At 63.5% G+C, this 14,767-nt stretch carries 13 protein-coding genes; 11 read left to right on the top strand and 2 right to left on the bottom strand.

Translation table 11 applies throughout. The annotated features are described in order from the left end of the window. Positions 1 to 84 precede the first annotated feature (84 nt). From PV760_RS14605 to PV760_RS14595, 3 genes are read left to right on the top strand one after another with little or no spacing between them, the layout of a single operon-like run. A complete protein-coding gene (locus PV760_RS14605; RefSeq protein WP_039239116.1) occupies positions 85 to 828 on the top strand; it encodes a Type 1 glutamine amidotransferase-like domain-containing protein in 744 nt (247 codons plus the stop codon). Next, a complete protein-coding gene (locus PV760_RS14600; protein WP_354628119.1) occupies positions 821 to 2,269 on the top strand; it encodes an amidase in 1,449 nt (482 codons plus the stop codon). Before PV760_RS14605 ends, PV760_RS14600 begins: the two co-directional genes overlap by 8 nt. 41 nt (positions 2,270 to 2,310) lie before the next feature. After that, positions 2,311 to 3,810, top strand: coding sequence for a peptide MFS transporter (locus tag PV760_RS14595; protein ID WP_354628144.1), 1,500 nt, complete (start codon positions 2,311 to 2,313; stop codon positions 3,808 to 3,810). A gap of 175 nt (positions 3,811 to 3,985) precedes the next feature. On the opposite strand, the gene PV760_RS14590 is transcribed toward PV760_RS14595, so the two are convergent. Next, the gene (locus tag PV760_RS14590) at positions 3,986 to 4,669 is read right to left on the bottom strand and encodes a DUF4190 domain-containing protein (protein WP_064723262.1); all 684 of its coding nucleotides are present in this window, start codon (positions 4,667 to 4,669) and stop codon (positions 3,986 to 3,988) included. A gap of 252 nt (positions 4,670 to 4,921) precedes the next feature. Here PV760_RS14590 and pgm point away from each other — a divergent pair, with 252 nt between their 5' ends. Next, a complete protein-coding gene (gene pgm / locus PV760_RS14585) occupies positions 4,922 to 6,592 on the top strand; it encodes a phosphoglucomutase (alpha-D-glucose-1,6-bisphosphate-dependent) (protein WP_026267259.1) in 1,671 nt (556 codons plus the stop codon). A 23-nt stretch (positions 6,593 to 6,615) separates the two neighbouring features. Beyond that, positions 6,616 to 7,077 carry a DUF3806 domain-containing protein gene (locus PV760_RS14580; RefSeq protein WP_354628118.1) on the top strand — a complete coding sequence of 154 codons (462 nt, stop codon included), beginning with the start codon at positions 6,616 to 6,618 and terminating at the stop codon, positions 7,075 to 7,077. A gap of 100 nt (positions 7,078 to 7,177) precedes the next feature. On the opposite strand, the gene PV760_RS14575 is transcribed toward PV760_RS14580, so the two are convergent. Then, on the bottom strand, positions 7,178 to 7,783 hold the full coding sequence (locus PV760_RS14575) for a malonic semialdehyde reductase (protein WP_018778385.1): 606 nt from the start codon (positions 7,781 to 7,783) through the stop codon (positions 7,178 to 7,180). 206 nt (positions 7,784 to 7,989) lie between these two features. Here PV760_RS14575 and opgC point away from each other — a divergent pair, with 206 nt between their 5' ends. The 6 genes from opgC (at position 7,990) to PV760_RS14545 (ending at position 14,720) form a co-directional block, all read left to right on the top strand. Further along, positions 7,990 to 10,467 carry an OpgC domain-containing protein gene (gene opgC, locus PV760_RS14570; RefSeq protein ID WP_354628117.1) on the top strand — a complete coding sequence of 826 codons (2,478 nt, stop codon included), beginning with the start codon at positions 7,990 to 7,992 and terminating at the stop codon, positions 10,465 to 10,467. A gap of 80 nt (positions 10,468 to 10,547) precedes the next feature. Beyond that, a complete protein-coding gene (locus PV760_RS14565; protein ID WP_018778387.1) occupies positions 10,548 to 11,903 on the top strand; it encodes a uracil-xanthine permease family protein in 1,356 nt (451 codons plus the stop codon). A 22-nt stretch (positions 11,904 to 11,925) separates the two neighbouring features. Continuing rightward, positions 11,926 to 12,465, top strand: a complete 540-nt coding sequence (locus tag PV760_RS14560) for a hypothetical protein (RefSeq protein WP_354628116.1) — start codon at positions 11,926 to 11,928, stop codon at positions 12,463 to 12,465. A 63-nt stretch (positions 12,466 to 12,528) separates the two neighbouring features. After that, positions 12,529 to 12,891, top strand: a complete 363-nt coding sequence (locus PV760_RS14555) for a hypothetical protein (protein WP_144027663.1) — start codon at positions 12,529 to 12,531, stop codon at positions 12,889 to 12,891. A gap of 24 nt (positions 12,892 to 12,915) precedes the next feature. After that, a complete protein-coding gene (locus PV760_RS14550; protein WP_354628115.1) occupies positions 12,916 to 14,070 on the top strand; it encodes a sensor histidine kinase in 1,155 nt (384 codons plus the stop codon). Continuing rightward, on the top strand, positions 14,067 to 14,720 hold the full coding sequence (locus tag PV760_RS14545; protein WP_354628114.1) for a response regulator: 654 nt from the start codon (positions 14,067 to 14,069) through the stop codon (positions 14,718 to 14,720). Before PV760_RS14550 ends, PV760_RS14545 begins: the two co-directional genes overlap by 4 nt. Positions 14,721 to 14,767 lie beyond the last annotated feature (47 nt).

Raw genomic sequence — 14,767 nt, 5'->3', positions numbered from 1 at the left:
GGACGGCTTCGCTTGCGCGCAGTGGCCTGGGCGTTAAGACTGGTGACCAAGCACTCCCCCACAACCGGCTACTAGGAGCAACCCATGGCTGCTGGGCAACCCACGATTCTGGCCACCTCCGGCGGATACAAGCCGGGTGAGCGGACCAGGATCGAGTTCAACCACCTGATGCACTACGCCGTGGAACTGTCCGGCGTGACGGGCCGGGCGCCCCGGGTGACGCACATCGGCACGGCATCCGGTGATCAACGATGGTGGGCCGCTGAGATGGACCAGGCTGCGCGCATCGCCGGGTTCGACTTCAGCCACCTCAATCTCTTCACCATGCCCAACATCGACGATCCGGAAGCCCATCTGCTGGAGCAGGACGTGGTGTGGGTCAATGGCGGCTCCGTTGTGAACCTGCTGGCCGTTTGGCGTGCACACGGACTGGACCGGATTTTGCGCAAGGCCTGGGAACGCGGGGTTGTCCTTGCCGGGGTTTCAGCGGGATCGATTTGTTGGTACCAGGGCGGTGTGACGGACTCCTTCGGGCCGGAGTTGCGCCCGGTCACCGACGCCCTGGGCTTCCTCCCTTACGGCAACGGTGTCCACTACGATTCCGAGCTGCGCCGGGCGCCCGCAATCCACAAGCTCGTGGCCGACGGCACTCTGGGCGAGACGCACTGCACGGACGACGGCGTGGGGCTGGTTTACCGGGGCACGGACCTTGTGGAGGTGGTGTCCGAAATCAAGAACAAGGCCGCGTTCCGCGTGACTGCGGGCGCCGGCGAGAGCGTGGATGCCGTGGCTGTGGAGGAACGGTTGGAGTCGCGTTTCCTTGGCTGATCCGTCGACGCAGGATCTTTCCGGACTAACCGCGGTCCAGCTCCGCGACGCCCTCGCCGCCGGGAAGCTCTCCGCCCGCGAGGCAACAGCGCACTTCGTGTCCATGATCGGGCAGCGCAACCCGCACCTTGGCGCCTTTGTCACTGTTACGGCCGAGCAGGCACTCCTCGATGCCAAGACGGCCGACACCCTCCATGCGCGGTTGGTCCGGGAGGGCCGCCTGGAAGAGCTGCCGCTGCTGCACGGCATGCCGACGGCTTTCAAGGACCTCACCGATGTTGCCGGCGTCCCCACTACCCACGGCAGCGCCGCGCTGGACCACAAACCGGCGCCGGAGGACGGAGCCCTGGCGTCAACGCTGAAAGCCCAAGGTGTGGTTTCCCTGGGCAAGACCCAGGTGCCGGAATTCGGTTTGACGGCCTACAGCGAAAACCGCGTCGCACCGCCGTCGCGCAATCCGCATGCTCCGGGGCGAAGCTCCGGCGGCTCGTCGGGAGGCAGTGCTGCCGCGGTGGCCGCGGGACTTGTCCCGTTCGCACCAGGAACCGACGGCGGCGGCTCCATCCGGATTCCCGCCGCCGCCTGCGGGCTCGTGGGACTGAAACCGGGGCGGGGCCTGGTTCCTGCCGGGGTGGGCGCCGGGGATGCCGCCAAGTTGGTGGTTGCCGGGCCACTCGCACGGAATGCAGCGGACGCGGCGCTGCTCATGGACGCGCTGGTTCCCCCGGAACAAGCGCCCGACGGCGGCTTCCTCGCCAATGTCGGCCGGGCGCCGGAATCCCTGAGAATCGGCGTCAGCCTGGACAGCCCGTGGGCCGGTGTGTACCCCTTCGAGATCGGGCAGGAAGCGCGGGATGCCCTGGAACTGGGCGTGAAGCTGCTGGAAGAAGCCGGACACAGCGTAGGCGAAGCGGAAATCCGATACGACAACCGCTACCCGGAAGCGTTCACCATCGCCTGGACTGCCGGCGTCGGGAGTGCCCGGATAGCACCCCCGCGCGAGCCACTGCTGACCCCGCTGACCAGGACCTTCCGTCGTCGGGCACGACAGCGCAGCGCTTCCAAAGTCAGCGAGGCCTTGGCCTTTCTGCGGCAATTCGAACACGACACCATCGCGCAGTATGCGGAATGGGATCTCATTCTGATGCCTGCCTTGGCGCAAACGCCGCGCCCCATCGGGTGGTTCACGGGCGGTGGGCACAGCGGAGAGCCCTGGCCGAGCGAGTGGGCGGGCGACGCGGATGAGGATTACAAACGGCAGTGCCAGTATGCACCGTGGTCGTCAATGGTGAACGTGTGCGGACTGCCCGCTGTCAGCATTCCTGTTCACACCACGGCGGCCGGATTGCCCATGGGAATCCAGCTCATTGGCCCGGCAGGTTCAGAACTGAAACTCCTGCAGCTTGCGTGTTCCCTGGAGGCCGCAAAAATGCCTGTCTAGCATATGGAAGGTGGTTGCCTGGGGCATTCATCGATGTGACAATGCCCGCAGTCAGTGCCAGCATTAAGAAAATGAGCACACCCCAAACCACGGCTGAGTCCGCAAAGCCAGCGGGCGATACGTCGTTCTTCGGCCACCCAAAGATGTTGGCCAGCCTCTTCTCCGTGGAAATGTGGGAGCGTTTCTCCTTCTACGGCATGCAGGGAATCCTGCTCTACTACATGTACTTCACCGCCGAGCAGGGCGGTCTCTCCATCGACCAGGGCCTCGCCGCTGGTTTGGTGGGCGCGTACGGTGGCGGCGTTTACCTGTCGACGATCCTCGGCGCCTGGCTCGCCGACCGTCTCTTCGGTTCCGAGAAAGTCCTTTTCGGTTCGGCCATCATGATCATGGCCGGCCACATCGCACTGGCCCTCCTGCCCGGCATTCCGGGCCTCATCGCCGGCCTGGTGTTGGTTGGCATTGGCTCCGGTGGCCTGAAAGCCAACGCAACGGCGCTGGTAGGTACCCTTTACGGTGAGAAGGATGAGCGCCGCGACGCCGGCTTCTCCATCTTCTACATGGGCATCAACCTGGGCGGTCTTATTGGCCCGCTGGTCACAGGCTGGCTGCAGACGAGTTACGGCTTCCACATCGGCTTCGGCGCTGCGGCGGTGGGTATGGCGATCGGCCTGGTCATCTACTCCTTGGGCCGCAAGCGCCTCCCGGACGAAGCACACCGCGTTCCCAACCCGCTCCCGGCGAAGGACCGCACCAAGTTCGGCCTGATCTTCCTGGGCATCCTGATTGTGGTGGCCGTCCTGCTCGGCACTGGATTGGTCGACGCCAACAACCTGGCCAGCAGCATGGCTTACGCCGCGATCGGCGCCGCAGTGATCTACCTCTTCCTGATCTTCCGTAGCCCGTTGGTGACCGGCCTGGAGCGCAAGCGCGTAGTGGCCTTCATCCCCTTGTTCATTGCATCGGCCGGGTTCTGGGCGCTGTTCCAGCAGCAGTTCACGTTCATCGCCGTGTACTCGCAGGAGAAGCTGGACCGTAACCTGTTCGGCTGGGAAATGCCCGCCGCATGGGTCCAGTCCATCAACCCCGTCTTCATCATCATCTTCGCCGGTGTGATGGCTGCCCTGTGGACGAAGCTTGGCTCCAAGCAACCGAGTTCACCGTTGAAGTTCTCCGCGGGCCTGCTCATCATGGGCCTGGCGTTCCTGGCGTTCATCCCGCTGGCCGGAGAAGGCAAGACCCCGCTGCTGGCCCTGGTGGGGATCCTGTTCCTGTTCACCCTTGCCGAGTTGTTCCTGTCTCCCATCGGCCTGTCCGTGAGCACCAAGCTCGCACCGCAGGCATTCCACACCCAGATGGTGGCACTGTTCTTCCTGTCGGTCTCGCTTGGGACCACCTTGGCAGGCATCCTCGCGGGGCTGTACAACCCCGACGACGAGCTCCCCTACTTCCTGGGCATTGGCGGCGTGGCAGTGGTCCTGGCCGTTGGACTTGCCGCGGCATCGCCGGCAATCAAGAAGTTGATGGGCGGCGTTCGCTAGGACTTTTGCCCAGCGACACGCAAACGGACCAGCGCCGCCCACATCCGGGCAGCGCTGGTCCGTTTCTCTGTCCCCGGCGAATTTGGGTGGCGTAGCCTGCGTTAACCAACGACGGCGCCCCTTGCGTCAGGCGGGATTCCCACCTGACGCAAGGGACGCCGTCGAACGTTTTTGTTTAGTAGTTGTACCTGTTGGTGGAGGCGCCGATGGCGGCGAAGAAGATGATGCCGAACACCACCGTCAGCGCGATTCCGAGGTAACCCATCACCAAACCGGCGATCGCCATGCCCTTGCCTGCAGGTTCACGCTTAAGTGCGAGGTGGCCCAGGATCACGGCCGCGATCTGCGGGAGGATGAAGAACCCGAAGCCGATGTAGACGGCGATACCGCACACCATGCTGGCGATGCTCAGGCCCTTGGGCTGGGTGGGCGTTGCGTAGTAGGCGGGCTGGCCATACGGAGACTGCGGCTGGCCGTAGGGCTGCTGGCCGAAAGCCTGCTGCTGGTACGGGCTCGGCGGCTGGCCGTACGGCGAGGCAGGCTGCTGGCTGTAGTCGCCCGGGGTGTAGGCGTCCTGGTTGCCCGGCTGGCCGTAGGTGTTCTGCTGGCCGTAAGTGTTCTGCTGGCCGTAAGCGTTCTGCTCATACGGCGGCAGCGGCTGGGTGGCGTTGCCCTGGTCGAACGACTGGGCTGGCGGCTCGAACGCCGGCGGGACGGGAGCGCCCGGGGCCGGCGGGACGGGAGCGCCCGGGGCCGGCGGGTTCTGCTCGGGAGCGCTGAACTGCGCCGGAGGAACGTACTGCGGCGGCTCGTAGCCGGCCGGCTTATCCTCGTTACCCTTGGATGGCTGATCTGACATAGGAATCCCCCTGAATGTGGTCTTTGATCCCAACACTACCGCCGTCCGGGGCCGCATATAAGGTAGCGCGCATTGTGGCGGCCGGCTGTCTCGGCGGAAGGCCGGCACTAAGGTCACTTATGGTAAACGCGGAGTGAACCTTTGGGCGATACCGGGAGATATCGTCCGAAGAAGTCCGCCATTCGGCGTCACAGGGGCCGGATCACGGACATTTCGTGTCAGCGGGGCCTTCGGTCTGGCATGCTGGACCCCATGGCTAGCCGAGCGGGCACAGTTGCCCTTCCCCAGGACCTTGTTGACATCACAGCCCTGCTGGACGCGTATTTCGACGTAGCTCCGGACTTGGGCGATCCCGCGCAGCGCGTGGCGTTTGGAACGTCGGGGCACCGCGGTTCCAGCTTGAAGGCGTCGTTCAATGAGCCGCACATCCTTGCCATCACACAGGCAATCGTTGAGTACCGTGGCCGTCAGGGCATCACCGGGCCGCTGTTCATCGGCCGCGACACGCATGCCTTGAGCGAGCCGGCGCAGAACTCCGCGTTGGAGGTGCTGGCCGCCAATGGTGTGACCGTTCTGGTGGATGCCCGCCACGGATACACACCCACTCCGGCCCTGAGCCACGCGATCCTTAAGTACAACCGTGAAGCTGCGCCGGGCACACCCCAGGCCGATGGCATCGTGGTTACCCCCAGCCACAACCCGCCGGGCGACGGTGGCTTCAAGTACAACCCCCCGCACGGTGGCCCGGCCGACACCGACGCCACTGGCTGGATCGCCGACCGCGCCAACCAGTTGCTCGAGAACGGGCTCCGCGGCGTCAAGCGCATGCCGCTCAACGATGCCCTGGCTGCTGACACCACCGGCAAGTTCGACTTCCTCAGCAGCTACGTCGACGACCTCCCGTCGGTGCTGAACCTCGACGCCATCCGCGAGGCCGGGGTCCGCATCGGCGCCGACCCCATGGGTGGAGCTTCCGTGGACTACTGGGGCGAGATCGGCGAGCGCCACCAGCTCAACCTGACCGTGGTTAACCCCACCGTGGACCCGCAGTGGGCCTTCATGACCCTCGACTGGGACGAGAAGATCCGCATGGACTGCTCATCGCCGTCGGCCATGGCGTCGCTGATCAAGCGGATGTCCGACTCCACCGGCTCCTCGGGCGCGGGCTCAGCGTTCGATATTGCCACGGGTAACGACGCCGACGCCGACCGCCACGGGATCGTGACGCCCGACGGTGGGCTGATGAATCCGAACCACTACCTCGCCGTCGCCATCGACTACCTGTACCGCAACCGCAGCGGCTGGAACCCGGACTCAGTAGTCGGCAAGACGCTGGTGTCTTCCTCGATCATCGACCGCGTTGCCGCCGGACTCGGCCGCAAGCTGGTCGAAGTTCCGGTCGGCTTCAAGTGGTTCGTCCCGGGCCTGCTGTCCGGCGAAGGGGCTTTCGGCGGCGAAGAATCTGCCGGCGCCTCCTTCAACAAGCTTGATGGCAGCGTGTGGACCACGGACAAGGACGGAATCCTGTTGGCCTTGCTGGCGTCGGAGATCACCGCTGTGACGGGCAAGTCGCCGTCGCAGTTGTACAAGGGCCTCACCGACCAGTTCGGCGCGCCTGTCTACGCCCGCATAGACGCTGCCGCCACGCGTGAGCAGAAGGCCAAGCTGGGCAAGCTCTCCGCTGCCGACGTCACTGCCACCTCCCTTGCCGGCGAAGAGATCACTGCCAAGCTCACCGAGGCCCCCGGCAACGGCGCTTCGATCGGTGGTCTGAAGGTCGTCACCGAGAACGCCTGGTTCGCGGCCCGCCCCTCCGGCACCGAGGACGTCTACAAGATCTATGCCGAGTCGTTCAAGGGCGCAGACCACCTGAAGCAAGTTCAGGAAGAGGCCAAGGCGCTGGTGGACGGGGTCATCGCGTAGTGTCGGGGCCGCTGATCGAGGAGATGTCCCCAGCGGAGGAAGAGTGGATTCAGGATCTTCTCCGTTCATTCCAGCAAGTGGGTTCGGCGGTGGACGGCCCTGGGAGCGATCATCCACGCACTGATCTCGAGTACATCGACGCCCTGTGGCAGATGACCGTCAACCATGTCGAGGATGAGCCCGATTTCGATCCCAACGCGATGATCAACATCATGGGCGCAGCTCTTGGAGATCACCTCATCAGGGAGGTCCCCGGGCTTCGGTGGGTTCTGGGCACCTACCCGGACGGCGTAACGGAAGCCACAGTGCACCACCAGACCGGCAACATTGTGGTGCATCCGATGAACTTCATCGGCAAACGCTGGCCCGCCCGCTCGGAGGAACCGGGCACCTGGATATCGCAACAGGCAGCTGGCCTGGTCCAGGGGATTCAGGGGGCGCTTGCGGCGGCATCTGGTGGTACCAACGCCGCGCAAAACAGCTAGCGACACCCAAACGGATTGAGGACACCTGAATTTGGGTGTCCTCAATCCGTTTCTGCGTCATCAGGCGTTATGGGTGTCCTGGACGACGGCCCCGGGATGACTAGACGGTGCGGACGACGTCGTCGTAAGCGAACTTCGGCTTGGCTTCGCCCCAGGCGTCCGGGCCGGGCTGTCCGATGTTGACCACGAGGAAGCTCTTCTGGTCGCCGGCCGGGAAGAACTCGGCGTCGATGGCGGCGAAGTCAGCGCCGGTCATCGGGCCCGCGGCGAAACCGAGGGAGCGCACGGCCAGGATGAAGTAGCCAGCCTGGAGGTGGGCGTTGTTGTTGCCGGTGGAGGCAGCGAAGGCGGGATCGGCGTCGTACATTGCCTTGGGGGCGCCGTACTCGGGGAGGAACTTGTCCCACTGTCCCTGCCAGTCGGTGTCGTAAGACAGGATGGCGACGAGCGGAGCTGAGGCGGTCTTCGCCTGGTTGCCGCGGGACAGGTGGTCTACCAGCTTGGCCCGGGCTTCGTCGGAGCGGACGTACGTCACGCGGAGCGGCTGGGAGTTGAAGGCGGTGGGGCCGAACTTGGTGAGCTCGTAGATGGCGCGGGCCTGCTCCTCGGTGACCTCACCGGAGAAGCTGTTGGCGGTACGGGCTTCGGCAAAAATGGCGTCGACTGCTGCGGCGTCAATGACTGCTTCTTCGTGGGCAATCGTCATTTGTGAACCTTTCGCTGGGCCCTGACCCTGGGCTGGCCGGGCACTTCTGCTTTCCATGGTTGCAACTTCAACTTCCGCTGCCCTCTTCCCATGACGGCCCGTGACGTTGGGCACAGCGGGAAAATGGGTAGCATCGTTTTTACGAGCCGGCGCCCGTTGTGGGTTGGCGTCTCAACTGTGGGAATGACGACACCAGAAGGGGCCTGATGCCTACCTTTCCCCTGGCGGCCCCTCGACGGGCCCTGGCAGTACTTGTCCTGCTGCTTCTGGCGTTCCTGCTCCCCTCCACGCAAGCTTGGGCCTTGGACCGGCAACCGGCCGACGGCGACGATCCCGGCCAGCGCTACTTCGGAACTTTGCTCGACTGGGACAAGGACTCAGCTGCGGACTACGCCCAGCGCCTCGGCGAGCCAGCTGCCCTGTACGGACAGAACGTATCCATGCCCATGGACGAAGGCGGCCTGGATTACCTCAAGGGTTACTTCTCCCAGGTAGCCGGCCAAGGCTCCCACGCGCTGCTCACCGTACGTCCCGGAATTTCCCTCCGGGACGTCAGCGACGACGCCGCGGCCACTTTTGCACGTCAAATCACGACGGCGGCTGCCGGCTTCAGGGGCAAGGTCTTCGTCCGCTTCGCACCGGAAATGAACGCCCCATGGGTGGCTTGGGGCCAGGAACCCGAAGCATACCGGGCAGCATTTGGCCGGGTTGCTGCCGCGCTCAAGAGCAGCCTGGCAGATCCCGTGATGGTGTGGTCGCCGACAGCGGAGAAGGACTACCCGTTCCAGACGGCCACGTCCACGCCACCCAAAGGCGTCCCCTTGGCCTCGCTGGATACCAACGCAAACGGCGTCTGGGACCTCAACGACTCCGCGTTTGACCCCTACTACCCGGGCGATGACGTTGTGGACTGGATAGGCCTGTCCATTTATCACGACACCACCGGTGCAGGCTCCGCCCAGAACACCCTCCCTGCGGCCGACGAGTTCAACGATTCCCTGCACGCGTCCAGTGGTGGCACCGGAACGGACAATTTTTATGGCACCTATGTACAAGCCCGGAACAAGCCGCTGCTGATCGAAACCGGGGCTTTCTACTCGCCAGGAGCCGGCGGCGCCGCAGAGATTGACGTCAAGCAGACGTGGTGGCACCAGGTCTTCGCGTCGGTGGCCCAGCCCGAGAATGGGTCCGTCCGGGCAGTGGTCTGGAACGAAACCACCGATGCTCGCGATCAGAGCAAGGTGTCCATCGACTGGCGCGCCACCGCCCAACCGTTGCTGGCCGCTCCATTCCGAACCTCTTTGGACACCTCCGGCTTAAGGGTCGGTCCTGTCACCGAGAAGGGGCTGAAGGACGTTCCGGGTCTTGAGATCCCGCAAGCGAAGTCCGGCACTGTGATCCGTGGACGGGCTGCATGGGCTACCGCCGGAACGGTCCTCGTGGCCGTCGCGGCACTCTGGCTTCTGTCATCGCGGGCGGCCCCCAACAAGTGGTCGTACACGGGTTCCGGCAGGCGGGATGCCAGGATCGACATGCTCCGCGGACTGGCGATCGTCTTCGTGGTGGTCAACCACGTGGGCATCAATTCGGTTTTCCAACTGCTGAGCCAGGAGACCATCGGAGTGGTCTCCGGGGCGGAACTCTTTGTCATGCTCTCCGGGGTGGTGCTCGGCATGGTCTACGGGCCGCGCATCTCCACGGAGCTGGGGGACGTGGTGGACAGGACAACCAAGCGGGCGTGGAAGCTCTACTTCACCGCCCTGGCCGTGGTCCTGATTGTCTACGGTCTGAGCCTGCTCCCCTTCATTAACGCCGCTGCCGTCACCACCTTCACCGATCAAGGCACAGGCGCAGCCGGGCATTCAGCCGCCGGAACAACCTATGACCTTTACGCCGGGATGGAAGGTTTGCTGCAGTTTCCGGTCCCGCAGGGCCTGATTCCGGCCCTGCTGTTGTTGCAGGTCGGTCCGTGGCAGTTCAACATCATGGGCCTCTACGTCATCCTGTTGTTGATCAGCCCTTTGATCCTGGTGGCACTGTCCCGCGGACTCACCTGGCTGGTGCTTACGGTCAGTCTGGCGCTCTACATCGGTGGATCCGTGTTCCGGTTCCGGTTGCTTCCCTCGCAGTTCGAGGACTCCTTTCCCCTGCTCGTGTGGCAGTTGCTGTTCGTCCTCGGCATGACTGCGGGGTTCCACCGCCAACGAATCATCGACTGGTTCGCCCATCCCCGTCAGCGGATTCTTCTGGGCGTGTGCGTTTTCCTGGCCGCAGCCTGCGCCCTTTTCTCGTGGAGCGGACCCTATCTGACAAACCAGTTGGATGTGCGCCTTGCCCTCATCCCGGAGACCACGTTCAGGTACCTCTACGACACCTTCTTCGGCCGCACTTATCTGGGCCCGGGCCGTGTTGTGAATGTCCTCGTCATTACCATCGCCCTTTATGCCCTCCTGAGTGCGTTCTGGAGGCCGCTCTCACGCGCTGTTGGCTGGTTCTTCATACCTCTTGGCCAAGCCACCCTGTACGTGTTCATCATGCACGTGTTCTTCATCGTGGCTATCGCCAACATCCCGGCGCTGCGGGACGGCAACCTCTGGCTGAACTCGGCCGTGTACGCAGCTTTACTCGCCATTCTGTGGGTCATGGTGAAAACGAAGTTCCTCTTCAAGCTGGTTCCACGGTAAGCAGCTTTAGCGGGGCGGGGCGGGTACTTTGGCGGTAATGTTGCACCGAATCCCAATACTCTTCTGAGGAAGGCTCCGCCATGAGCATGCTCGGCACCAAATGGAAGCTCCACGGTAATGGCAAGTCCATCCGCCCCGGTCACGTGGTGGCACCCGATGAGCGGCTCGCCTGGCCCCTGACCATCGGCATCGGCATGCAGCATGTAGTTGCGATGTTCGGGGCGACTTTCCTGGTCCCGATCATCACGGGCATGCCACCGGCCACCACGCTGTTCTTCTCCGGTATCGGCACACTGCTGTTCCTCGTCATCACCAAGGGCCGAGTGCCCAGCTACCTGGGATCGAGCTTCGCGTTCATCGCCCCGATCATGGCGTCCCAGCAGCAGTACGGCGTTGGTGGCGCCTTGGGCGGCGTGGTGCTTGCCGGCGTCGTACTGGCGCTTATTGGTGCGGTGGTCCAGAAGTTCGGCGCTGAATGGATCAACCGGCTCATGCCGCCGATCGTCACCGGCGCCATTGTGGCGCTGATCGGCCTGAACCTGGCTCCGGCGGCGAAGGCGAACTTCGACCTCGCGCCCGTCACCGCGCTCATCACGCTGGTGACGATCATCCTGGTTTCTGTGCTGTTCCGAGGCATCCTTGGGCGCCTGAGCATTCTGGTGGGCGTCGTTGTCGGTTACCTCGTGGCGATGATGCGCGGCGAGGTCAGCTACGAAAAGATGGATGCCGCAGCCTGGGTTGGCTTGCCGTTTTTCCAGACGCCCGAGTTCCACATCGGCGTGGTGGGTCTGTTTGTGCCGGTGGTGCTGGTGCTGGTGGCTGAGAACGTGGGGCACGTGAAGTCGGTGGCGGCGATGACGGGCCAGAACCTCGACGGCGTCTCCGGCCGCGCGCTGATGGCCGACGGCGCCGCAACGGTACTTGCCGGGTTCGGCGGCGGTTCCGGTACCACGACGTACGCGGAGAACATCGGCGTCATGGCGGCCACCAAGGTCTATTCGACGGCGGCCTACTGGGTGGCCGGCGTCTTCGCCATCCTGCTGAGCTTCTCCCCGAAATTCGGCGAACTGATCGCGACCGTCCCGCCGGGTGTCCTGGGCGGTGCTGCGACCATGCTCTACGGCATGATCGGCGTGCTTGGCGTGAAGATCTGGGTTCAGAATAAGGTCAACTTCTCCAACCCGATCAACCTCACCACCGCTGCTGTGGCCTTGATCATCGGCATCGCGGACTACACCTGGACCATCGGTGAGCTGAAGTTCACGGGCATTGCCCTTGGCTCCGCTGCTGCGCTGGTGATCTACCACGGCATGAAGGGACTGGCTCGCTGGCGCGGGACCGTCGCTGAGCCGGAAACCGAGACGGCGGGGCTGCCGCCAGCGGTGAAGTCGGCGATGAACGCTGCGGCCAAGCGGGGCGGGAAGAAAGGGAAGTAGGCGGTAGCAAGCGAGAAGCGGCATGCGACCCATTACCGACGCTGAGCGGGAAGTGCTCGACCTGTTTCTTTCCGTCGAATTCGAGGGCGTCGGTGCCTTCCGGAAGCAAGCGATGCACATTCTTGGAGTCGAGCCGGACTGCATTTGCGGTTGCCCTTCAATCAAGTTCCATGTCGACCGGGCGAAAGCGCCCGCCGCTCCGGAATTTTGCCTGATGCCTACAGAGGTCGAAGACCTTGCTCGGCCCGCCGGTGTCCCATCGTCGGTGCTATGTCTCGTCGACAAAGAGGGCTATCTTGCAAGCCTGGAATGCGTGTACTACGACGGTATTGTCACGGAATGGCCTGACACCGACCGTTGTGCAGTCATCCTCCGGGACACCGGTCGGAAAATGACTTCAGTATTACTACCGAGTGGGGCCCTCGTGCGCCCCGATGATGAGGAAGATCCTTGGGCATCTTTTGGGGAGGCCGGCTTGGGATTCACAGCAACGACCCGCAAGGGCTGGACTGAGACATATAGCGCCAGCGGGGAGTTGGTCTCGCGGGTTAGGTCGACGTAGGGCTGTCATTATCTGATTTCTGCGTGTTGACGGGGAGAACGCTCAACCCTCTAGGCTGAGGCCATGCAAGAAGACCCATCAGGAAGGGCACGCGTGGCGAAGCCTCGGGCGCAGATTACGGTCCGGACCTACCTCATCTGCCTCGCGGCGCTTGTAGCCTTGTCCTTCGGCGCTCCCGCAGTGGAGAAGCTTTTGCGGGCCAAATCTGAAAGGGTCTGCACCACCGAGAACGTGGTCATTTCCCATGAGAACCGAAGCCGCACCTCCTATAAGCTCGACACCTCGTGCGGGCAACTCGTGGTGGACGACTCGATCGCCGAGGAAGCCGACCGGACCATCAAGAAACAAACGACGTACCGCATGGTCATCGCTTCAGGCCTCCTGGGTGAGTACCTGGTTGAGTTACCCGTGGAACTCCAACCCTGACTGCCCTGACAAATGAGATGGCCTATGAACCAACGACACCCGAGCACGACGCAAAGCGCTGATCCAGAAAACGTTCACGTCTCCGTAGTCCGGGAAACGATCATTCCCGTTCTACTGAACGGCTTGGTCGGCATCATCGTGGTGGCAGGGCTTTGGATCACCGTGGTTCCGCCGGAATCACCGGGCAGGCTGGTCCAACTGGCTTTGGGGGGCCTTGTTGTCCTGGGACTCTGCCTTCGGTCAAGGTTTCCTTGGCTAGCTGCCGCTTGGACCGGCGTTGTGACGGCCGTTGGCTGGAGCTTGGGAATGACCGAGGATCCTTTCCTCGTGACAGGGCTCTGCCTGTACGTTGCCGCGGAACGATTCGGGACACGCCTCTTTCCTGCATGGCTGATCGTGCTGGAAATTCTTCTGTTTGCGTCCTTGCTTCTGGTCTCTGCGGAGGGCGCCGAAGCGAGCATCCGGGGCATCATCCTGGGCGCCGTCATCATCGGGGCCGCATGGGTCTTGGGAATTCGCACCCAACGCATGCGTTGCGAAACCGAGCGCAATGCCCGGGCCCAGGAACGGCTTCGCCTCGCACGGGATATCCACGACGTACTGTCCCACACCCTGGGAGGGATTGGGGTGCGGGCGGGCGTCGTGGCCCATGTAAAGTCGTCCACCCCCGACGATCTGCGATCTGCACTGCAGGGCATCGAGTCCGACGCCCGTGATGCGTTGGGCCAACTTCAGGTGTTGATGCGACAGGAACGTAGCGAAACGGCTGATGACGCTCCGCCGGGAAGCCTTCCGGAACTGGTGCGGGAGCTGTCGCAGCCGGCCATACGGGCCGGTATATCTGTCGTGATCGACGCCGACGAAAGTGCCCACGATCTTCCGGCCGCGCAGCGAACCACCGCGTATCGAATCATTCAGGAAGCCCTGACGAACGTGATCCGGCATTCCGGAGCAGGAACCTGCCGGATCACCATCAGGACTGAAGGCGACGACCTGCGGATCAGCGTCCTCGACGACGGCCCGGGGGCGGCTTTGGCTTCCAAGAACGGTCACGGACTCACAGGCATGCGTGAGCGGGCTCAGTTATTGGGCGGGACCTTCGAAGCAGGACGGGAGGCCAATGGATACCGTGTGGCTGTTTCACTGCCGGGAACTGCAGGGAGGGTGCACACCCGATGAATGAAATCAGTGTGCTCATCGCAGACGACGATGCTCACATCAGGACGTCACTGTGCCTCTTGATCGACGACGAGCCGGACATGACCGTGTCCGCCGTGGCTGTGGACGGCGCGGAGGCCGTGGAGTCCATCTTGGAGCATCAACCGGATGTGGCCCTCATGGATGTTCGAATGCCACGGATGACAGGCCTTGAAGCTGCAGGCATTCTGGCCTCCCGGAAATCCAGCACCCGGTTGGTCATGCTGACCACCTTCGATATGGACGATTACGTGTACCAAGCTCTCCGACAGGGCGCCTCCGGCTTTCTCCTCAAGAATGCGCCGCTGCCGGACATCCTCAAGGCAATCCGGACCGCACATGAAGGTAACGCCCTCCTCGCCCCGGAGATCACCCGCCGCCTCATAGACCGCTTCACCCAGAGCCCGGCCGCACACGACCGCATCAGCGAACTGACAGTCCGCGAACGCGAAACCTTGACCCTCATCGGACAAGGCGCCTCCAACAACGAAATAGCGGCTGCCCTGTTTCTCACGCGAACCACTGTGCGGACCTATGTGAGTAGAATCCTGACGAAACTGGACGCGCGGGACAGAGCCCAACTTGTTGTCATCGCCTACGAAGGCGGCCTGGTGCGTCCTACGCCCATCTAAAGTCTTCCCCCCGCGCAAGAACGTGCCACGACTGTCAACACCTGCAG

The sequence above is a fragment of the Paenarthrobacter sp. CC6 genome (genome assembly GCF_040560085.1).
In the GTDB taxonomy this organism is placed as follows: Bacteria; Actinomycetota; Actinomycetes; order Actinomycetales; family Micrococcaceae; genus Arthrobacter; species Arthrobacter nicotinovorans.
This window is presented reverse-complemented; position numbering and strand designations above follow the sequence as displayed.